Raw genomic sequence first — 21,222 nt, forward strand, 5'->3', positions numbered from 1 at the left:
TTTGAGCACGTCGCCATAACCTTGAGCAATATGAGTGTCTTTATAATAGCCGTTTTTTACTAGGTATCACCGGCATTCATAAGCAACAGTGACCAAAAAATTTTGAGTGCAGTAGTGTCGCTCAGGTCGCGCGCTGCTTTTCGTAAAAAGCTAGCATGGGTAACGGGATAATTTTTGTAATTTAGGTAGTCTGGATCATCTTGTGTTCCAGAGTCTTTGTGATGTTGCAAGTGATATGTTCGATAAGCGTCCAGGTCGGCAATAACCACAGCTCTGCAGAATGTACTCCCTATCCAGCGATTAACTTTTTGGTTCTTAAAAAGCATGTAATGCGCGGCATCATGCATCAAAATAGCAAGACTTAACTGCCTGTTAGCAAGCAAAACAATACTGAATACATAGCTTGGCCGATATGGCCAAATAACTGAAACTGCGAAGGCGAGTGAAATCAATGCCCAATTTGCGGTGACGAGCAGTGCCGCTTGCTAATTCGATTTCTCAGAAAATTGACGAATATCTGCGTTGTTTATTCCTGTAAAATTGGTCTTTTCACGCATGTTTTTCACTTCCATACCTAAGGACTTTTGTCAGCACAATCTGTGAATGAAGGTACAGCATAGCCTAATTCAGATGACGGCAAGGCAGATTGTAAGTTCTTTCTTCATTTTTACTAAAATTTAGTCTTCTCCATTTTCTTAGTTTTTCACTATATTTTCTTGTGTGTTATCGACTGTTTTCTATAGCTCATTGTTTCCCATTATATTTTGTGAGCGATTAATAGCAGATAACATCAACTGAGAACCAATCAAGGAAATCACGCAGTATCCAACAAAATAATAAAAACCCACTCCTACATTTGACAACGTTTGGGTACTGATTTCAAAGTCGATAGACATGCCAAAGAAAGAAAGTTGATGTTGTTCTGCACTTTGTGCATGGTCGGTTGAGAGTACGGCAAGAAATATAGCAACCACGAAGACATCAGCCATCGACCATTTACCGATAACCGCTACAAATTTGCTGATTTTGCGCTGAAACTCAATACTTTTAGTAAAGTAAACTGAGGTAATTAAACTGGTCTTAGTTAATGGGATCACCACAGAAAAAACAAATATGAGCAGAGCAACAAACAACCTATCTTTACTCACTAGTTCTTGTACCGTGCCTATTATGGATAGTTCTTTATTGACTAGCTCTTTATTGACTAGCTCTGAAGAAATTGAGGGACCTGAGAGAACAACAGCAAGCTCCATATTTAATGTAAACATGGGGGCTAGAATACCAGGTACAAACAGTCCAATTGCGACAATGCTGAGTGCAAACCCTATGTGTTTTTGAAGCAATTTTTTTATCCTAAATGTTAGTTAGTTTAAACTTGTCAAATCTATTATAAGATGAGTAAAAAGATGAGTCACTTAAATCTTTGTATCAAGACTTTGCTAAATTCAGGCACAATGACTCGCCTGCACTCTGAGCCCTTATCAGGGTGACATTCGAAACACCTTAAGGATAGAAGTAAATCATGAATATGCTAAAAAAAGTTGCACTAACAGTATTGTTATCGGCGTCAATTTCTGTGCAAGCAGCTTCTGTTTGGAAGGTAACTGATGGTGAAAATAGCGTTTACTTTGGTGGTACTATTCACATTTTAAAAGCTGAAAATTTACCTTTACCGACTGAGTATGACAGAGCTTACGCAGCTTCTGATAAGTTGGTTTTCGAAACCGATATTGACGGTATTAAAACGGTAGATTTTCAACAAAAAATGTTATCAAAACTGACCTTGACCGATGGTACGACATTACAATCTCATTTAAATGATGAAACTTATACTGCACTGAAGACGCATTTAGATTCCAGAGGTCTGCAGATCGTCGAGTTCCATCGGTTTAAACCTTCAATGTTGGCATTAATGATTTCAATGATGGAGTTTAGAGCAAACGGTTTCGACCACGATGGTGTTGACCAAATTTTCGCAACGAGAGCAAAAGTAGATGGAAAACCAATACAATGGTTTGAATCTGTTGATGAGCAATTAGATTTTATAGTTAACCGAGGTGGCGATGATGACAATGCAATGATCAAACATACGCTTGATGAAATCCAAACTTTACCAGCTTTTATTGATGATATCTTATCTAGCTGGAGAGACGGCGATCTAGAAAAATTAAATAAGTCGCTTATTGAAGCAATGGAAAAAACGTCCCCTGAAATTTACAATAGCTTAATTATTCAACGGAACAATAATTGGATGCCCAAGATCATGCAAATGCTAAAGGATAAGCCAACTGAATTTGTGTTAGTTGGTGCAGCTCACTTTGTAGGTAAAGACAGTGTTTTTGCTAAATTAGAAGCCAAAGGCTACGCGATTGAAAAGGTAAAATAGGCAAAGGCGAATATTATCTATAAAACAACGGTTGTGGGCAGACCAAATGACGGCTATTTATTTGTGTCAATATGGATGTTTTTGGGGCTATAAATAGGTCAACAACACCGCATTTTCATTGCGATGTATTACATTCTGCTGTACCCTCTGCGATCTTAGTATCAGTCAGCAATATGTGTAAGCTATTTTGCTAGGCGATTCCTGCTTAACAGCGTGTTAGGTCCTATCAGTTCTTCAAACGAGTATAACCATGTCATTTAAATCCTTAGGATTATCCCCTCTTGTTCTTCAAGCTATAGAAGAAAAGGGCTACAAACAACCATCGCCAATTCAAGAACAAGGGATCCCGGTTGTATTAGAAGGCAAGGATGTCATGGCTGCTGCACAAACAGGCACAGGCAAAACGGCTGCATTTACCCTACCAATACTGTCGATGTTTGAAAACACAACACCTGCAGCAGCGAACAACGTTAAGGCGCTTATTTTAACCCCAACAAGAGAATTAGCAGCTCAAATTGACGAGAATATTCGTTCCTACGGCAAGCATTTAAACCTGAAGACTCAAGTCGTGTTTGGTGGAGTAGGGATTAATCCGCAAATGATTAAATTACGCCGAGGTGTTGATATTTTAGTGGCAACGCCTGGCCGATTAATGGATTTGTATCAACAAAGAGCAGTAAAGTTTTCGCAACTTGAAATACTTGTGCTCGATGAAGCTGACCGCATGCTAGATATGGGATTTATTCATGACATTAAAAAAATCATGGCAATACTTCCGAAGAAGAGACAGAACCTGCTTTTTTCAGCTACCTTTTCAGATGATATTCGCAAATTAGCAAAAACAATTGTGAATAACCCAGTAGAAATTTCGGTTAATACCAAAAATAGCACTGCAACGGCGGTTGAACAGGTCATTATTCCGGTGGACAAAACAAACAAGAATACATTGTTGAGTCATTTAATTATTGAGAATAATTGGCATCAAGTCTTGGTTTTTTGCAGAACAAAGCATGGTGCTGACAGACTTGCCAAATTTTTAATTAAGAAGAACATTAGCGCATCAGCTATTCATGGTAACAAAAGCCAAGGTGCGAGAACGAGAGCGTTAGCTGATTTTAAAAGCGGTAAGGTTCAGATATTAGCAGCTACTGACATTGCCGCTAGAGGTATCGACATCAACGAGCTTCCGCAAATTGTGAATTTTGATTTACCTAACATTCCTGAAGATTACGTTCACCGAATCGGTCGTACGGGCAGAGCCGGCGCGACGGGTCATGCTTATAGTTTTGCAACCATAGAAGACAAAAAGAATATCAGCGATATCCAAAGTCTGATAGGTAAAGTTATCACAACCGAGGTGATTAAAGGTTTCGAGCCAAGTGAAAAGTTAGCACCTGTTGCCCTAAAAGCACAAAAACCCAAGCGCCCCAAAGCACCCAAAAACACGCGTTTTGATGGCGCCAATGGAAATCGTGAAGGTCGGGGTGACAAACCGAGGCAGCCTAGAAGAAAGTAGGAAATGTGGCAGGTGATGCAACCTGCCTTCTGATGACGCTTATTTGCCAGCACCTTTGCAAGATGCGCCCATAAATATCAATGATGCTTGTGTATAATCCGCTTACCCGCTAATTTATGTTCATAATCACTTACATTGGCAATGAACATGACGTCAACTGCAGTATCAATTGAACAAAAACATTATTCTACCTGTACCTTGTGTGAGGCTATGTGTGGTATTGAAGTCACCACGATAAATCGTGAAATACTGTCTATTGTAGGCGACAAAAAAAATCCATTTAGTGAAGGTCATGTTTGTCCTAAAGCGATGGCGTTAAAAGACCTATATGATGATCCTGACAGAATTAAAATGCCGTTAGAGAAAACAACGTCTGGCTGGCAAGAAATTTCATGGGACGATGCCCTAGATAAAGTGGCGAATGGCCTGTTTGAAATTCAGCAAAAGTATGGAGTTGAATCCGTAGCGACTTATTTAGGTAACCCCAACGCACATAATATGGGGTCTATTTTATATGGCCCTTACTTTTATCGCGCATTGCAGTCACACAGTCGTTTTTCTGCGACGTCAGTTGATCAGCTTCCGCATCATATTGTGAGTCGAAAGCTATTTGGGCATCAATCACAAATTCCTATTCCTGATATTGATCGTACCCAATATTTTATGATTATTGGTGGCAATCCTTTAGCATCAAATGGCAGCATTATGACTGTTCCGCATATCAAGCGCCGATTAAAAGCCATTCAAAGTAGACAAGGTAAAGTGGTTGTTGTTGACCCTAAACAGTCTGAAACAGCGGACATGAGCAGTGAACATTATTTCATTAAACCAGGCACCGACGCACTGCTGTTATTGGCAATGATCAATACTTTGTTTGCTACGAATAAAGAAGCACCTGCTCGACTGCTTGAATTTGCACCCCAGTTATTAGACGTTAAGGATTACGTATTGCCCTATACCCCGCATAAAGTGGCAACTAAAATAGGGATGACAGCGGCTCAAATTGAACAGTTAGTAAGTGATTTTTGTGCTGCAGAATCGGCAGTTTGTTATGGCCGAATGGGCGCAAGCGTACAAGCATTTGGCACGTTGACACAATATTTAATTATGTTGTTCAACATGTTAACTGGCAACTTAGATAAGCCTGGTGGCATGATGTTTACGCAGCCGGCTGCAGACTTTTTACCCCATTCGGGTCGTGGCTCAATTGGTAACTTTCATACTCGGGTACGTAAACTTCCTGCTTTTGCTGGCGAATTTCCTGTTTCGGCCTTAGCTGAAGAAATGACAACACCCGGTGAAGGTCAAATCAAAGCAATGGTTATTGGCGCAGGAAACCCAGTTCTTACTACACCAAACGGACAGCAGCTTGATGCGGCATTTGAAAATTTAGACTTTGTGGTCGCCGTTGATTTTTACATGACTGAAACCACTAGACACGCAAATATTATACTACCGCCGGTGACGGCACTTGAACGAGACCACTATGATATTGTTTTCCATAATTTTGCGGTTCGTAACAGCACTAAATATTCGCCTGCCATATTCCCACCAGAAGCAAACAGTAAGACCGATTGGCAAATATATCTGGGCCTAGCTGAGCGACTCGACAAGCTCAATGGCTTACCTACTGATAAGTATCAATTGCTGTGGGACAAAAAGCCAACAGGCGTAGTTGATGATATGTTGCAAATGGGGCGTTACCAGCATGCAGGTAAACCTATTAGCATTGCGACATTGTTAGATTTACCGCATGGTATTGACTTAGGGCCATTGCAAGCTGATTTGCCTGATGCAATTTTCCATAATGATAAGAAAATCGACATGAGTTTTGATTATTTTATGCCCGACCTAACGCGTGTAAATAAACACTTTTTTGAGATTGACTTGCCAGATGATGACAGTCTGCAGCTGATTGGTCGTCGCCATTTAAAAACGAATAACTCGTGGCTGCATAATAGCAAGCGTATGGTCAAAGGGACTAATAATGGGCTGTCTCGCTGCACTGCACAAATTCACCCTGACGATGCGGTTAAATTTGCAATACAAGACAAACAAATGATAAACGTAAAATCACGTGTAGGTGAAATCAGTTTGCCGGCAGAAATTACACATAAAATCATGCCTGGTGTTATTTCTATTCCGCATGGATGGGGACACAGTAAGAAAGGTATGCGTTGGAAAACCGCAGAGCAACATGCAGGCGTCAGTGTGAATGACTTAACGGATGAAATGGTGGTCGATGAATTGTCTGGCAATGCAGTGCTGAATGGAGTGCCAGTTTGGATAGAGGCAAGCGTCTAGCGTATATAACGCTTACCCAATCAAGTATCTAAATAGACTTACAACGCAAAATTATGTTGTGTTTTAACGCGGTTTATTCAACCGTAAAAACAACGGATTGACCGCGTCCAGATGATTCCGAGGCCGCTTCTAGTTCATCGCGAGTATGTAGAATGATGTGCATATCACCGAAGCTACTTTGATGCATGATGTAGCCCATTTCTTCAAGCTGGCTGATGACTTCTTCATCAAGGCCTTCATGATATCGAATTTCGTTTTTGGGTAACAATTGATGATGAAACCGAGGTTGGTCTACAACATCTTGTGCGCTCATGCCAAACTCCAATGCATTCAATATAGATAAATACACCGAGCTGATGATGGTAGTGCCGCCGGGAGAGCCGGTTACCATAACGACTTTATTGTCTTCTAACACCATACTAGGTGTCATCGATGACAGCATGCGCTTTTGCGGTTGAATTTCATTGGCTTGACCGCCTACGGCGCCAAATACGTTAGCTACCCCTGGTTTAGCGCTGAAATCGTCCATTTCATCGTTCAGCAAAAAGCCGGCACCTTCCACGACTACGCCGCTGCCAAAGCCTAAGTTAATGGTTGTGGTATTTGATACCGCATTACCCCATTTATCCATAATTGAAAAATGAGTAGTTTGTTCACTTTCCTTTAATCCTGGTTTGATGCTTTCAGTCATCGATATTTTATCGCGCAAGACACTTTGGCTGCGCATTGCAATATAGTCGTCAGCAATTAAGTCATCAACTGGCACCTTTACAAAGTCAGGGTCCCCTAGGTATTCTGCTCTATCGGCAAATACGCGTTTACCGATTTCGGCCAATAAGTGCACGTAAGCAGCGGAATTATGCGCTAGTTGAGGCGGATCTTGGGTTAATACGTCATACATTTTTAGCCATTGTAGTATGGCTATACCACCTGAACTAGGGGGCGGAGCGCTTACCAATTCGTATTCACGCCATTTTGTTTTAATGGGCTGTCGACTTTTGGCTTCATAAGAAAGTAAGTCTTGTTCAGTAATTAGCCCATTTTCTTTACGCATAAAGTCGCTAATTATTTTTGCGGTTTCACCTTGGTAAAAACCATCTCGACCTTGATCTCGAATTCGCACGAGCGTGCTAGCTAACTCTGGTTGTTTAAATACTTCATTGGCTTTTGCTGAGCCAAAGTAGTCCTTAAAATTAACATCAAATCCGCGTTTTTCCAGGTCTTCAATATGCTCTGTAATAGAAGATGACAGTTTAGGATGCACAATAAAACCTTGCTCTGCCAATGTAACCGCAGGTTGCACTAACTCCTTCCATTGCAAGCTGCCATACTTTTGATGTGCTAACCACATTCCTGCTACTGTTCCTGGGATACCAGATGATAATACGCCGATAACAGATTTATAAGGAATTACGTTACCTTGCTCATCTAAATACATATCTTTATGTGCAGACAACGGTGCTTGTTCTCGGTAATCAATAAAGTCAGCTTTTTGGTCTTTATAAATCAACATGAAACCGCCGCCGCCAATATTTCCTGCCTCAGGTAATGTGACCGCGAGTACAAATTGCGCCGCAATAGCTGCGTCGACGGCATTACCGCCTTTTTGCAATATTTTTTTAGCAACATCGGCACTGTAACTGTCGGGCATCGCTACAGCCGCTTGTGCAGTTTCACTCACACTCGCACTAGGGGCAGATGTGGGCTGACTACAGCCGAGTGTGGTTAAACACAAGGTAGCTAAAAGAATGAGACTGATTGAAAAACGGTGGTTGCTTGTTGCCAAGAGTGCTTCTCCTTGAATAGTAAAACAGCTTGAATTGAAGTTATAGGGATCAACAGAAGATTAACACTTATTTTAGTCTGTGCAACTAGCCATATGGGTCTCCATGTATATTACTATTTGCGAACGGCTCAATTACAAAAAAGCGGTACCAGCAGATGACAGTGGGGCGGCTCAGGAGTACACTATTGTCGAATCCATAACCGATAGTAGCATCGTGTCTTCTTTAAAGTATTTAGCTTCCTACTCTCCTAACTTGCAGCAGCAAATTGCACAACTGTTGTCGCAAAATCGTCTGACTGATTATTTGCTTCAGAAATACCCCACAGTTAGCGACATACCTAACGACGCAGCGCTACGTGGATACGTAATGGATCTGAAAAATCAATATCTTAGAAAGTCTCAACCACTGAGCAAGATAGTATTCGATAAGAAAATTCATGTGGTAAATAATGCATTAGGTTTGCATAGCTTTGTATCCAGAGTGCAGGGCGGTAAGCTAAAGAGTAAAAATGAAATCCGTATTAGTACTTTATTTAAGAATGCACCGCATGAATTTCTTAACATGATTGTGGTGCATGAACTTGCACATTTAAAAGAAAAAGAGCATAACAAAGCGTTTTATCAACTTTGCCGGCACATGCTGCCTGACTACCATCAAATAGAGTTTGATGTCAGAGTCTATTTAACCCATTTGGAAGAAAAGGGTGAAGTTTATATGAGTCAATCTGCTATTAACAAAACATGAGGCAATGATGAATTATCAATTTATTCGGGATCAACAAGGCAGTCCAGTTGCCGAATTTGATATGGGGAGTGAGACTTTTTCCCAATGGTTTACACAAGAGCTAGGGACGGATCAACACAAGATTGAAGGCATATTTAATGCAATTCAAGAATTACAAAGTCGGCAAATTAAAGAGTTTGTGCTGCAAGGCAACGAAATTAATTTATTACTTGATCCAGATGAAGTAGAAGTTAGATCGAAAATTTTAGATCTAGAAGCGCCAGAGGAATTGCCAGAGGGAACACAATTCTATGATCAGGAGTCTATAGCGGGTTGTGGACTCGAAGATTTTATCCGAGTGTTGCAATCGTGGAGCGATTTTGTTTCTGACAATTAAGCAAACAGATGACTGGATTTGTGCTCTGTGACGGCTACAATTATAGACAATTTCGTTGCGCCAGAATGCTTTCAAAAAATCCACATTTTATTTAAAAGTACTGATTTTCTATTGATAAATAAACCCAGTGGTTTGTTATCGCTCTCGGGTAAAAATCCATTGAATAAAGATTCAGTGCACTTTCGCCTAGTACAGGTTTTCCCTACCGCCAGTTTGGTACATCGTCTCGACTTGGGTACCTCAGGGATTATGCTAATTGCCCTGAATAAGCCAGTAAATGCTAATTTGGCTAAGCAATTTCAGTTGCGCAGCGTGTTTAAAACGTACGTTAGTGTTTTAGCTGGCCACGTGGTTGACGACAGTGGGCAGATTAATATGCCCATAGCCAAAGATCCTTTGTTATTTCCTCGCTCAAAAACTTGTGGTGAGCATGGCAAACAAGCGCAAACTAATTATCAGGTCCTTGAACGACTACAAAGCCCTTTATCAACCCGCGTAAGATATGAGCCACTAACCGGTAGGACTCATCAATTGCGTATTCACAGTCAACATATTGGCCATCCTATTCTAGGTTGTGATTTATACGGCACACAACAAACTCATAAAGCTGCAAATAGACTGATGTTACATGCTGAAAAATTACAATTTGACCATCCGGTAACGGGAAAACGGATAATGGCTGAATGTGCTTGCCCTTTTTAGTGGGGCTTATTTAGCGTTTTTCTGTTAGCAGCTATTCTCAAAGGACTACTATGTAGGGGGGCTGTTTAGGAGCAGTAAACAAATCGTCTATGTTCAGATTAATAGACCCGTATTTTGTTTTACTCTCGATGTGAGGTCGCTTAAATAGACATAAAAAAGGGATGCCATTTGGCATCCCTTTTTCGTGCTTAAAAGCCTTTAAACGCGTTCGAAAATAGTTGCGATACCTTGGCCTAAACCAATACACATAGTCGCTAAACCAATTTCTTTATCGTTCGCTTCCATCAAGTTAATGAGGGTTGTTGAAATACGCGAACCGGAGCAACCTAAGGGGTGACCTAATGCAATGGCACCTCCATTTAAGTTTACTTTATCTTCGTATTCATCCATCCAACCTAAATGCTTAATACAAGACAATGCTTGCGCCGCAAAAGCTTCGTTGAATTCAGCTAATTGAATATCTGCCATTGTCATACCAGCCCGTTTCAATGCTTTTTGTGTGGCAGGAACAGGACCAAAGCCCATAATCGCTGCATCACAACCAGCAACAGCCATTGCACGAATTTTCGCACGTGGTGTTAGGCCAAGTTCTTTTGCGCGACTAGCGGACATGATTAACATTGCAGAAGCGCCATCAGACAGCGCTGATGATGTACCCGCTGTTACTGAGCCGTTAACCGGGTCAAATACTGGTCTTAAACTAGCAAGCCCCTCTACGGTAGTTTCAGGACGAATTACTTCATCCTGCTCAATTAAGCGTAATACGCCATGGGCATCATGACCTTCAATCGGTACGATTTCATTCCAACGACCTTCAACGGCTGCTTTGTGAGCGCGCTGATGAGAACGTGCAGCAAATGCGTCTTGCATTTCACGCGTAATGCCATTTTGACGACCTAATAATTCGGCTGTCATGCCCATGCTGCCCGAAGCACGCGCTGCATGTTTCGCAATACCAGGGTGGAAATCAATATTGAAATCCATTGGTACGTGACCCATATGCTCAACACCACCAATCATGTAAACGTCACCACGACCAGACATAATACCTGACGCAGCATCGTGCAATGCTTGCATTGAGGAACCACACAAACGGTTTACAGTAACGGCACCTGTACTTCTTGGAATTGACGTTAGTAACTGAGCGTTTCGAGCTATATTGAAGCCTTGTTCTTTGGTTTGCTGTACGCAGCCCCAAATAATGTCTTCAATTTCAGCTGGGTCAACACCTGGGTTACGCTCTACCAATTTTGTCATTAAGTGCGCTGACAAAGTTTCAGCGCGCACGTTTCTAAAAACACCACCCTTGGAACGTCCCATAGGGGTACGAATACAATCGATAACGACGACATCTTTCATTTTTATCTCCTCTGGTGAATTAGGCTGATTGTGAAAAATAAGATTTTCCAGAAGACGCCATTTCGCGCACGCCATCTGAAATTTGATAAATTGGACCTAAACTTGCGTACTTGTCTGCTAATACTACAAAGTTTGCCAGTCCCATGGTTTCAATATAACGGAATATACCGCCTCTGAAAGGAGGGAAGCCTAAGCCAAACAGCAATGCTATATCGGCTTCTGCAGCACTTGCTACTATCCCTTCTTCTAAACAACGAATAGCTTCGTTAGCCATCGGGATCATCACGCGAGCAATAATCTCTTCTTTGTCGAACTCTTTAGTTGCAGCCACATGACCTTCAAATAATGCGTAAGCTTCTGGTGAGGCTTTTTTGGCTGGGCGTCCACGTTTGTCTAACGAGAAGTCATAGAAGCCTTTACCGTTTTTCTGACCAAATCGACCTGCTTTATAAAGTAAAGTAACAGGGTCATTGTCAATTTTTTGCATACGCTCAGGAATGCCATCAGACATAACGCTAGAGGCGTGATCAGCTGTGTCCATGCCAACAACGTCAAGCAAAAATGCAGGACCCATAGGCCAACCGAATACTTTCTCCATCACTTTATCAACAGCAGTAAAATCAGCACCATCAATTAACAATTGGCTAAAACCTGCGAAGTATGGGAATAAAACACGGTTAACTAAGAAACCAGGACAATCGTTTACAACGATAGGTGTTTTACCCATCTTCAATGTTGAGGCAACAACCGCGCTAATTGTGGCGTCCGAGGTGTTTTCACCGCGAATAATTTCAACTAAAGGCATCTTGTGTACCGGGTTGAAAAAATGCATACCGCAAAAACGCTCAGGCTTTTCTAAGCTCTTTGCTAACTGATTAATAGAAATTGTAGAGGTGTTTGAACAAATAATGGCATCATCAGCAACCGTCTTTTCCGTTTCAGCCAACACAGCAGCTTTGACTTTTGGATTCTCGACAACCGCTTCGATAATTAAATCAGCATTGGCGATTGCATTTTGATCAAGTGTGGGAATGATTTTGTTTAGTGTTGACGCCATTTTCTTCGCATCAACTTTACCGCGCTGCATGCCTTTTTCAAGAATGCTCGACGCTTCTTTCAAACCGAGATCAAGAGCGGCTTGGTTGATATCTTTCATTATAGTGGTAATGCCTTTTACAGCACCCTGATAAGCAATGCCGCCACCCATAATACCAGCACCTAATACAGCATGCTGTTTGATTTCTTTAGTGGCGCCTTTAGCTACTTTTTTACCTTTAGCTTTAACTAATTGGTCTGCTAGAAAAATACCAACTTGTGCTTTGCAAGCATCGGTTTTAGCCAGCGCAACAAAACCTTCATTTTCAAGTTTGAGTGCACCGTCTCTGTCAAGACGCGCGGCTTTGCTGATGGTTTCTACCATTTTATGTGGAGCGGGATAATGTCTGCCTGCTTGCGCTGCTACCATCGCTGCTGCAGTTGAGAAACTCATCACTGATTCGTTTGCGTTTAACATCAATGGTGCTTTTTTCTGAGCCCTACGAACTTGCCAATCCAGCTTTCCAGCCATTGCATCTTGGAGCATGCTGCGGCCTGCTTCATGCAAATGTTCGGGTGCAACAACAGCATCAACAGCACCTTCCTTCAATGCTTGGGCACCGTCACGGTCACGACCCGTGGTCATCCATTCTAGTGCGTTATCAGCGCCAATAACTCGCGGAAGACGGACCGTTCCGCCAAAACCTGGCATTAAGCCTAGCTTTACTTCAGGGAAACCGACTCTTGATGTTGTATCAACAACTCGAATATCGCCAGCTAACGCCATTTCAAAGCCACCGCCAAGAGCAAAGCCATTTATTGCAACAACAATAGGCACGGCTAAATCTTCAAAATGGTCAAATACTTGAGACGTTTTTGCAACCCAAGTTAGAATATCTACCGGGTCCATTTCAAATAACGGTAGGAATTCAGTGATATCCGCTCCCACAATGAACGTGCTCTTTGCAGAACGCACAAGTACGCCTTTCACGTCGTTTGAAGCCGCAATAGCAACTGTGGCTTGGTTGAGTTCCTCAACCGTTTGTCGGTCGAATTTGTTGACTGAACCTTGTGCATCAAACACAAGTTCAGCGATTGAGTTGTCTGTCAGTACAACTGAAAGACTCTTGCCTTCAAAGATCATTATATTCTCCTGTGACATTTACAACATGCATTATAGAAATTGTTAAGATTAACCACCATTTTTCGGCAGTGGTTTATACTATACTTGAACGTTCTGACAAATATTGTGGTATTAATTGATACAGAACATTCTGATAGATTATCAACACGGTTGTGAATACTAATTTTTCAAGAACTCATTGTACCAGTTATTTTTTTGTTTGTTTAATGTAATTAACTTTTAACAACAACGGAAACCCCATTGTCTAACGTTATAGTGACTATGTATTGCTTGTTTTTAATATTCGGTATGTTTTTATCTGATGTTGCCTTTTCGCTTGAAAATAGATCACCAGAAAAAGAATTAGAGAGTCAACGTGCTGAATTTTTGCGAATAGAAAAACAAGTTTGGAGCACCAGTGATAAAGATTTTGCAACGTTAATAATCAACTTAGGTGACTACCCATTAGTCCCTTATTTGATAGAAAAAAAAATTTTGCATGGGTTAACAACTAAGAAAGTCGATCAAGTTAGCGCTTTTCTTAAAGAATATAAAGACACGCCGCTGGAGCGTCGTGTTTTACGCCCGTGGCTGCGATACCTTGCGAAGAAAAACCGCAAAAGCTTATTTACGGAGTTTTACGCGCCAATGGGTGACATCAAATTAACGTGCCGATATTTGCGTTATCAACTCGAGGACAATGTTAATAAAGATCAGTTATATTCGCAAGTCGCTGACTTGTGGAACGTCAGTAAGTCGCAACCGAAAGACTGCGATCCTTTATTTAAAAAGTGGAAAGCTGACGGTCAATTGAATGAAGAGTTAATCTTGCAACGCATTGCTAAAGCAGCAAATGGTGGACAATACTCTATTATTGCTTATCTGAGAACGTTATTACCGGAAGATAAAAAGTACCTCGCTGATTTATGGTATAAAACGAGAAAGTCTCCCTCTACAGTAAAGAGACTGAATGTATTTAAAGGCCATTATCCTTATATTGAGACAGAAATTATCAGTTATGGTTTAGGGCGTCTAATTTGGCGAAATAAAGCTGCGTCTATAAAAACATGGGAACGAGCACAGAAGAAATTTACATTTACTGACGAACAACAAGCGCATGTTGCGAATAGGTTTGCAATTAGCATGGCTATATCGAGACACCAAGATGCTGAATATTGGCTAATTAAATCAGAGTTATTAGAGCAGGATCCGGAAGTGTTGCGCTGGCATCTGGCCACATTGTTAAAAGAGCAAAAGTGGCCGAGTATTATAAACTTGATAGAAAAAGCGTCACCCACCTTAACTCGCGCTCATGACTATCAATATTGGTTAGCCCGCAGTTATGCTGAGTTGGGTAATGATTACAAGGCGAATGAGCTATTCAAGCAATTGGCAGGAGAGCGTCATTACTATGGATTTTTAGCGAGTGCTAGGTTAGAGCAATCTTTTAACTTTCAGAATCAGCCTCTGGTTATCGAAAAAGAGGTGATTGAACGACTTAAACAACTGCCTAGCGCTAAGCGTGCTTTTGAACTCAAAAAGTTAGGGAGATTCCACGAGGCAAGATTGGAATGGCGCTTTGTGCAACAACAATTGGACGATCAGGAAAGGCTAGCATCGGCGGTTATTGCGAGTCAATGGGGTTGGCATGATCAAGCTATATTTACCTTTACCAATACAGGTTATTTGAATGATGTTAATAGGCGATTCCCCATGGCCTATTCGGATATTCTGACCAAAGAGGCGCAACGTAATAAAATTGATCCTGAGTGGGCATTTGCTATTGCGCGCAGAGAAAGCTCTTTTATGAGCGATGCGGTGTCGTCAGCGAAGGCCTTTGGGTTGATGCAGGTGTTGCCGTCAACAGCTAGGTATTTAGAGAAAAAACGAGTGTCAAATCGCGCCTTAATGAATCCCAATACAAATGCTAAATTGGGTAATAAGTATTTACGCTATTTAATGGATAAAGTAGACAACAATACGCTACTTGCGACTGCTTCATACAACGCAGGCTGGAGTAGGGTGAAAAGTTGGTTGCCGACCAGTGAAACGGTAGGTGCAGACTTATGGATCGAAACTATTCCCTATAGAGAAACCAGAAACTACGTTAAAGCGGTCATGGCATACAAGCAAATTTATCAACACCAATTATTTGAAATCAGTGATTCAAAAACACCACAACCAATAGGTAATTCAGTTTTCGGTGAGTTAGTTCAAATGCAAATTCCGATCACGGTTGGCGACTAAAACTAGCTGACACTGTCTTTATATCGCTGACATCTAAGTGATGGCGTGCTAGCCTAATGGTACCAAGCACACTGCGCAAAAAATAATGTAAAAGTCAACCAAATAAAGTTGATACCCATACGCTAAACGAGGACACCAATGCTAAGTCACTCTGCATCTTACGCTGAACATATAAAGGTTTTACAAGCTCGCACACTTGAAGCAATTCAGCGAGAAAGCATCGACGGTTTAATTATTCATTCTGGACAAGGCAAAATCATGTTCTTGGATGATAACTATTATCCATACAAAGTAAATCCTCAATTTAAAGCCTGGCTTCCAGTCGTTGATAATCCTTGCTGCTGGTTAGTAGTTAATGGCACTGACAAGCCAAAGCTTATTTTTTATCGGCCTGAGGACTTCTGGCATAAAGTGCCTCCTGAGCCAACAGAATTTTGGGTTGAACATTTTGATATTGTGTATTTAAAACAAGCTAAAGCAGTCGAAAAACACTTGCCGTATGACAAAGTAAAATACGCTTATATAGGTGAATACATTGAAGTTGCCAAAGCACTTGGTTTCGAATTAGTTAATCCGGATCGTGTACTTAACTATTTGCACTGGCAACGAGCCTTTAAAACAGATTATGAGCTCGAATGCATGCGCCAAGCAAATACTATCGCGGTGGGTGCACATCTAGCAGCAAAAGCTGCGTTTTTTGATGAAAAAAGCGAATTCGATATTAACAATGCCTACCTCAGCGCAGCAAGACAAGGTCACAATGAACTTCCTTATAATAATATTGTAGCGTTAAATGAAAACGCAGCCATACTGCATTACATGCAAACAAATTCAGTCGCACCGGCTGACTTTAAAACGTTTTTAATCGATGCTGGAGCTAGTTACCATGGATATGCTGCTGATATTACCCGCACGTATTGTGCCAAACAACATGAGTTTACTGACTTAATTAAAGCGGTGGATGCGTTAACTATCAAGCTAGGCGAACAAATGAAACCAGGCTTAAGTTATGTTGAAATTCATTTGGCTGCACATGTTGGTATTGCGCAAATTTTGCATGATTTTGGTATTGTGAATCTGTCGGTAGAAGATTGCGTAGAAAGTGGCATAGTAAGTACGTTCTTCCCCCATGGTGTTGGCCATTTCTTGGGTTTACAAGTGCATGATGTTGCCGGGCATGCTAGGGATGATCGGGGAACACCTAATCCGGCGCCAGAAAATCACCCCTTCTTGCGATGCACTCGTATTATTGAACCAAAACAGGTGTTCACGATTGAACCTGGATTGTATTTTATCGATAGTTTACTAGCGAAGCTTAAAGGCTCAGAGCAATCTAAATTCATTAATTGGAACGTTGTTGATAAATTTAGACCGTTCGGTGGTATTCGTATTGAAGATAATATTATCGTGCACCGTGAACGTAATGAAAATATGACGAGAGAGCTAGGCTTGGTAAGCGATTAGCGTTGCCATCTGCAAACTTATTGTCATACACAGCTACACGAGTAACTGAAGGAATAAGAGGCCAACTAATCGGCATTCGCCTATGAAGTGGCTTTTTTGAGTCTGAGTATTTAGTGAAGAAGCTTTTATATTTTCTGTTGCCTGCACAAAATTTCTGCTATTATTTGCAACCATTGCGTTGAACGAAGCAACATAATTGTATTTGAAGACGCAGTGTTAAAAGGGATTTTTATGAAACGGTCTATTCTTAATAGCGCATTTTTTGCACTTCTTTACGGCGCCTTGCCATTGCAAATGATTTCATTTTTTTATTCACAGTGGGCACTCTGGTTTTTTCTATGTTTACCCGTGTTGTTTGTTTTGGCCAAGTCACAAGACTATCTTTATCAAAAAGAGGGTAAAACCTATTTCCGGCGTATTCCGTTTTTTGCTGGCATACTGCTCAACCAGATAAATGATATGGGCGATTTGAAGCTAGTTGACACATCGGCAACGGTCCAAATTTTATGGGCGAACATAGAGTTTCGCCGAACATAAGAGTTCCACTGGCTTATGGTGGTAAGTGGCGATAAAAATGCAGTGCGTCAAAAGCATTAGTAGTTTCTGTTAACGGATAAATCTGCGAGTCCAATTAGAGCTTCTTTAAATTCGCTGTCAGGAATAGCAGTTAATGCCTCTTTCGCTTTTTGAGCTTCAATTTCAGCACATTCGCGTGTGTAAGCTAGTGAACCAGTGGCTTGCATTACTTTTAAAATATGATCGAAATGTGCCATACCATTTGCGTTCTCAATTGCGTCTCGAATGAGACGCGCATCTGCCATTCCACAATGCCACATTGCATGTAAAAGAGGTAATGTTGGCTTACCTTCAGCTAAATCATCACCTGCATTCTTACCCATCTCATCTGCTTGTGCTGTGTAATCAAGGACATCATCAATGAGTTGAAACGCAGTGCCTAAATGCTTTCCATACGCCTGCATTGCTAATTCAATTTCTTCATTTTGATCCGTTAGTATGGCCGCAAGTTGAGTTGCAGCCTCAAACAAACGCGCCGTCTTGCTATAAATAACCTCTAAATAGCTTGCTTCGGTGGTGTCAGGATCGTTGCAATTCATTAATTGCATGACTTCACCTTGTGCAATGCGGTTGGTTGCGTCAGATAAAATGTCCATTACTCTCATGCGTTTTAAGCTAACCATCATCTGAAAGGCACGTGAATACAAGAAGTCACCCACTAATACACTCGCTTGGTTACCAAATACCGCATTAGCGGTCTCTTGCCCGCGGCGCATAGTCGACTCATCGACAACATCGTCATGCAATAGTGTTGCTGTATGTATAAATTCAATAATAGCCGCCAACGTGTGGTGCTCATCGTTTTTAATATTGAGGGACCGAGCAGCCAAGACCGTGAGCAATGGACGCAATCTTTTGCCGCCGCTGTTAACGATGTAAAAACCGAGTTGATTAATAAGGGCAACGTCAGAATCAACTTGCGTTTGAATCAGTTTATTAACTGCCTGCATGTCCAATGCAGTGAGTGATTGAATACTTGCTAAATCCATATTGAACTCGTACCGGGCCTAAAGTTAAAGAATATAAGTGATGTGCGGTAGTGTACATTAATCTATAATGCCATGTACAAAACTGATGCAAATAAGACTTATTTTGCTCCCTTATTATGGCTATTTCTACGTAATTGAAAATACCCAGAATAAAATTCGGTTTTGTGCTTGATAGATTAGATTCCATAAAGTACAATTCGCGCCCTGTTTTTTGAATAAAAAGCGCTTGTATGCGCAGTGCGGAGAAATATATGTACGCGGTTTTCCAAAGTGGTGGTAAACAACACCGTGTGGCCGAAGGTCAAACCGTTCGTCTTGAAAAGATTGAAGTGGCTCCAGGTGAGTCAATCGAATTCGATAATATCTTGATGATTAGCAATGGCGAAGATGTAAAAATCGGAACCCCTTATGTTGCTGGTGGTAAAGTTACAGCTGAGATCGTTGTTCACGGTCGTGGCGAAAAAATTAAAGTAGTTAAGTTCCGTCGACGTAAGCATAGTCGTACGCAGATGGGACATCGCCAGTGGTTTACGGAAGTAAAAATCACTGCAATCAACGCATAATAGGAGCACTAACTCATGGCACATAAAAAAGCTGGTGGTAGTACTAAAAACGGTCGCGATTCAGAAAGTAAACGCTTAGGCGTTAAACGCTACGGCGGCCAAGATGTATTAGCTGGTAACATTATTGTTCGTCAGCGTGGAACTAAGTTTCACCCTGGTAACAACATGGGTATCGGTAAAGACCATACGTTATTCGCTCTTACAGCGGGTAAAGTACAGTTTGAAATCAAAGGTCCTAAAAACCGCAGATTTGTCAGTATTCTTGCTGATTAATCTGGTTTAAAGCATATCGAAAACCCCGCTATCGGCGGGGTTTTTTTTGCGTAATTCTTTAGCCCGGAGCTTATAGCAGATGTTTTCTGGCGTAAAATATGCTCATTTATTTATAATCGAGTGTTTTTGTATTGCTGGTTATTGAACCGTCATTTTATATACAAGCCCCTTTCTCAAAAAAACGCGGCGAATCCATCCATGGTAGGGTTCGTAATTTCATCCTTGAGATTAGCGGTTTTTTTGAGAAAGGGGCTTGTACATACACTGATTAGCAATTTTGTTTTTTAGTAATATGTTAATTGTTTAATGCCCCGATCTTATACTCTATTTGTGAAAAACAGGTATGTTTGTAACGCGGTAGCACTTTGTATGAAATATGACACTGATATGTACAAGGATCTTGACAGCGGCATATAAAGAGCTGAATTGTTTAGAGTTTAAAGCTGGTTTAAAGACCAGTTACTGGTACAGCAAAAACTGCTATACTTAAAGCGTAATTTCGTGTGAAGGCATTGCACTTGGCTTGCTGACGCGCACCAACCACAGGTTTAGAAAAAAGATATGAAGTTTGTTGATGAAGCAGAAATACGCGTAGAAGCCGGAGACGGTGGTAACGGCGTTATTGGATTCAGACGCGAGAAATACATACCTAACGGTGGCCCTGATGGCGGTGATGGTGGTGATGGCGGTAGTGTCTATCTCGAAGCTGACGAAAACTTGAATACCTTAATTGATTATCGTTTCGAACGTTTTCATCGTGCACAACGCGGCACTAACGGCCAAGGTGCCGATTGTACTGGTCGCGGTGGTGAAGATTTAATTTTGGCCGTACCCGTTGGTACTCGCGCTGCAGACAAAGACACCGGTGAATTTTTGGGTGACTTAGTTAAGCATGGTCAACGCATGAAAGTTGCTCAAGGTGGTTATCACGGCTTGGGTAATGCTCGATTTAAGAGCAGTACCAACAGAGCGCCGCGTATCAAATCAGACGGCACACCAGGCGAAATTCGTAAACTTTCTTTAGAACTAATGCTGCTTGCGGATGTAGGTATGTTGGGAATGCCTAATGCCGGTAAGTCGACGTTTATTCGCTCGGTTTCTGCAGCCACACCAAAAGTTGCTGACTACCCATTTACCACTTTGATACCAAACTTAGGTGTTGTTCGTCTCGACTCACAAGCGAGTTTCGTTGTTGCCGATATCCCTGGTCTTATTGAAGGTGCTTCTGATGGTGCTGGGCTTGGTATTCAGTTTCTGAGGCACCTCGAGCGTTGTAGAGTATTAATCCATTTGATTGACATTATGCCAGCAGATGGTTCTGACCCAGTTCAGAATGCGTTAACTATTGATAACGAATTAGATAAATATAGTCCGAAGCTAGCTGCAAAGCCACGCTGGCTAGTGTTCAATAAAATTGATTTAATGTTAGAAGATGAAGCAAATGCTTTATGCGCAGATATCGCTGCGAAATTAGGATGGGAAGAAGATTACTACCAAATTTCAGCTTTTCAGAAGCTGAATGTTGATGTGCTTTGTCAAGACATCATGGAGTTCATTGATTCTCTGCCACCTGAAGAAGAAATGTTCAATAAAGAAGAAGAAATGACGTTTACGTGGAATACCAATCCTGAGGAAGCAGTTTTAGAGAGTCAAAACGACGATACAGATGCTGACGCCGACCTAGACGATGAAGATTGGGATGATGACGATTATGACGTCGAAGTTATCTACCAGAAGTAGACAGTAAAGGTAGCGTGCATTGAATAATATATTGGACA

At 41.4% G+C, this 21,222-nt stretch carries 18 protein-coding genes; 12 read left to right on the forward strand and 6 right to left on the reverse strand.

Going from position 1 to position 21,222, the window contains the following annotated elements:
• Positions 1–59: 59 nt before the first annotated feature.
• Positions 60–452, reverse strand: coding sequence for a fatty acid desaturase (locus G399_RS20640; protein WP_006009830.1), 393 nt, complete (start codon positions 450–452; stop codon positions 60–62).
• A 285-nt stretch (positions 453–737) separates the two neighbouring features.
• Positions 738–1,343 carry a paraquat-inducible protein A gene (locus G399_RS0111140; protein WP_006009828.1) on the reverse strand — a complete coding sequence of 202 codons (606 nt, stop codon included), beginning with the start codon at positions 1,341–1,343 and terminating at the stop codon, positions 738–740.
• Positions 1,344–1,522: 179 nt separating this feature from the next.
• On the opposite strand from G399_RS0111140, the gene G399_RS0111145 reads away from it, so the two are divergent.
• The 3 genes from G399_RS0111145 to G399_RS0111155 all read left to right on the forward strand — a co-directional run bounded on the left by G399_RS0111145 (position 1,523) and on the right by G399_RS0111155 (position 6,206).
• A complete protein-coding gene (locus G399_RS0111145) occupies positions 1,523–2,386 on the forward strand; it encodes a TraB/GumN family protein (protein ID WP_006009826.1) in 864 nt (287 codons plus the stop codon).
• 250 nt (positions 2,387–2,636) lie between these two features.
• Positions 2,637–3,902 carry a DEAD/DEAH box helicase gene (locus G399_RS0111150; protein WP_006009824.1) on the forward strand — a complete coding sequence of 422 codons (1,266 nt, stop codon included), beginning with the start codon at positions 2,637–2,639 and terminating at the stop codon, positions 3,900–3,902.
• 147 nt (positions 3,903–4,049) lie between these two features.
• Positions 4,050–6,206, forward strand: a complete 2,157-nt coding sequence (locus G399_RS0111155; protein WP_026843660.1) for a molybdopterin-dependent oxidoreductase — start codon at positions 4,050–4,052, stop codon at positions 6,204–6,206.
• Positions 6,207–6,279: 73 nt separating this feature from the next.
• Here G399_RS0111155 and ggt read toward each other — a convergent pair whose 3' ends face one another.
• Complete coding sequence (ggt, locus tag G399_RS0111160) at positions 6,280–7,992, reverse strand: gamma-glutamyltransferase (RefSeq protein WP_006009821.1); 1,713 nt, start codon at positions 7,990–7,992, stop codon at positions 6,280–6,282.
• Between the two features lie 103 nt (positions 7,993–8,095).
• On the opposite strand from ggt, the gene G399_RS0111165 reads away from it, so the two are divergent.
• From G399_RS0111165 to G399_RS0111175, 3 genes are read left to right on the forward strand one after another with little or no spacing between them, the layout of a single operon-like run.
• Positions 8,096–8,737, forward strand: a complete 642-nt coding sequence (locus G399_RS0111165) for a M48 family metallopeptidase (RefSeq protein WP_006009820.1) — start codon at positions 8,096–8,098, stop codon at positions 8,735–8,737.
• A 4-nt stretch (positions 8,738–8,741) separates the two neighbouring features.
• Positions 8,742–9,113 carry a YacL family protein gene (locus tag G399_RS0111170; protein WP_226988930.1) on the forward strand — a complete coding sequence of 124 codons (372 nt, stop codon included), beginning with the start codon at positions 8,742–8,744 and terminating at the stop codon, positions 9,111–9,113.
• Between the two features lie 27 nt (positions 9,114–9,140).
• The gene (locus G399_RS0111175; RefSeq protein WP_006009818.1) at positions 9,141–9,815 is read left to right on the forward strand and encodes an RluA family pseudouridine synthase; all 675 of its coding nucleotides are present in this window, start codon (positions 9,141–9,143) and stop codon (positions 9,813–9,815) included.
• Positions 9,816–10,013: 198 nt separating this feature from the next.
• Here the strand turns inward: G399_RS0111175 and fadA are convergent, their stop codons facing one another.
• Both fadA and fadB read right to left on the reverse strand, forming a co-directional pair.
• On the reverse strand, positions 10,014–11,174 hold the full coding sequence (gene fadA / locus G399_RS0111180) for an acetyl-CoA C-acyltransferase FadA (protein ID WP_006009817.1): 1,161 nt from the start codon (positions 11,172–11,174) through the stop codon (positions 10,014–10,016).
• Positions 11,175–11,193: 19 nt separating this feature from the next.
• Positions 11,194–13,353, reverse strand: a complete 2,160-nt coding sequence (gene fadB / locus G399_RS0111185; protein WP_006009816.1) for a fatty acid oxidation complex subunit alpha FadB — start codon at positions 13,351–13,353, stop codon at positions 11,194–11,196.
• Positions 13,354–13,593: 240 nt separating this feature from the next.
• On the opposite strand from fadB, the gene G399_RS0111190 reads away from it, so the two are divergent.
• The 3 genes from G399_RS0111190 to G399_RS0111200 all read left to right on the forward strand — a co-directional run bounded on the left by G399_RS0111190 (position 13,594) and on the right by G399_RS0111200 (position 17,580).
• The gene (locus tag G399_RS0111190) at positions 13,594–15,579 is read left to right on the forward strand and encodes a lytic transglycosylase domain-containing protein (protein WP_226988929.1); all 1,986 of its coding nucleotides are present in this window, start codon (positions 13,594–13,596) and stop codon (positions 15,577–15,579) included.
• 138 nt (positions 15,580–15,717) lie between these two features.
• Complete coding sequence (gene pepQ, locus G399_RS0111195) at positions 15,718–17,043, forward strand: Xaa-Pro dipeptidase (protein WP_006009814.1); 1,326 nt, start codon at positions 15,718–15,720, stop codon at positions 17,041–17,043.
• A 231-nt stretch (positions 17,044–17,274) separates the two neighbouring features.
• Positions 17,275–17,580 (forward strand): hypothetical protein, encoded by a 306-nt coding sequence (locus G399_RS0111200; protein ID WP_006009813.1) that lies wholly within the window; start codon positions 17,275–17,277, stop codon positions 17,578–17,580.
• A 56-nt stretch (positions 17,581–17,636) separates the two neighbouring features.
• On the opposite strand, the gene ispB is transcribed toward G399_RS0111200, so the two are convergent.
• Positions 17,637–18,608, reverse strand: coding sequence for an octaprenyl diphosphate synthase (ispB, locus tag G399_RS0111205; RefSeq protein WP_006009812.1), 972 nt, complete (start codon positions 18,606–18,608; stop codon positions 17,637–17,639).
• Positions 18,609–18,859: 251 nt separating this feature from the next.
• Here ispB and rplU point away from each other — a divergent pair, with 251 nt between their 5' ends.
• From rplU to cgtA, 3 genes are all read left to right on the forward strand, one after another.
• Positions 18,860–19,171: a 50S ribosomal protein L21 gene (gene rplU, locus G399_RS0111210; protein WP_006009811.1), complete on the forward strand. Its 312-nt coding sequence runs from the start codon at positions 18,860–18,862 to the stop codon at positions 19,169–19,171.
• Positions 19,172–19,186: 15 nt separating this feature from the next.
• Positions 19,187–19,444, forward strand: coding sequence for a 50S ribosomal protein L27 (gene rpmA, locus G399_RS0111215; RefSeq protein ID WP_006009810.1), 258 nt, complete (start codon positions 19,187–19,189; stop codon positions 19,442–19,444).
• A 561-nt stretch (positions 19,445–20,005) separates the two neighbouring features.
• A complete protein-coding gene (cgtA, locus tag G399_RS0111220) occupies positions 20,006–21,184 on the forward strand; it encodes an Obg family GTPase CgtA (protein ID WP_006009809.1) in 1,179 nt (392 codons plus the stop codon).
• Positions 21,185–21,222: the final 38 nt, after the last annotated feature.

Origin of the sequence: Brumicola pallidula DSM 14239 = ACAM 615, assembly GCF_000428905.1 — a bacterium.
GTDB lineage: Bacteria > Pseudomonadota > Gammaproteobacteria > Enterobacterales > Alteromonadaceae > Glaciecola > Glaciecola pallidula.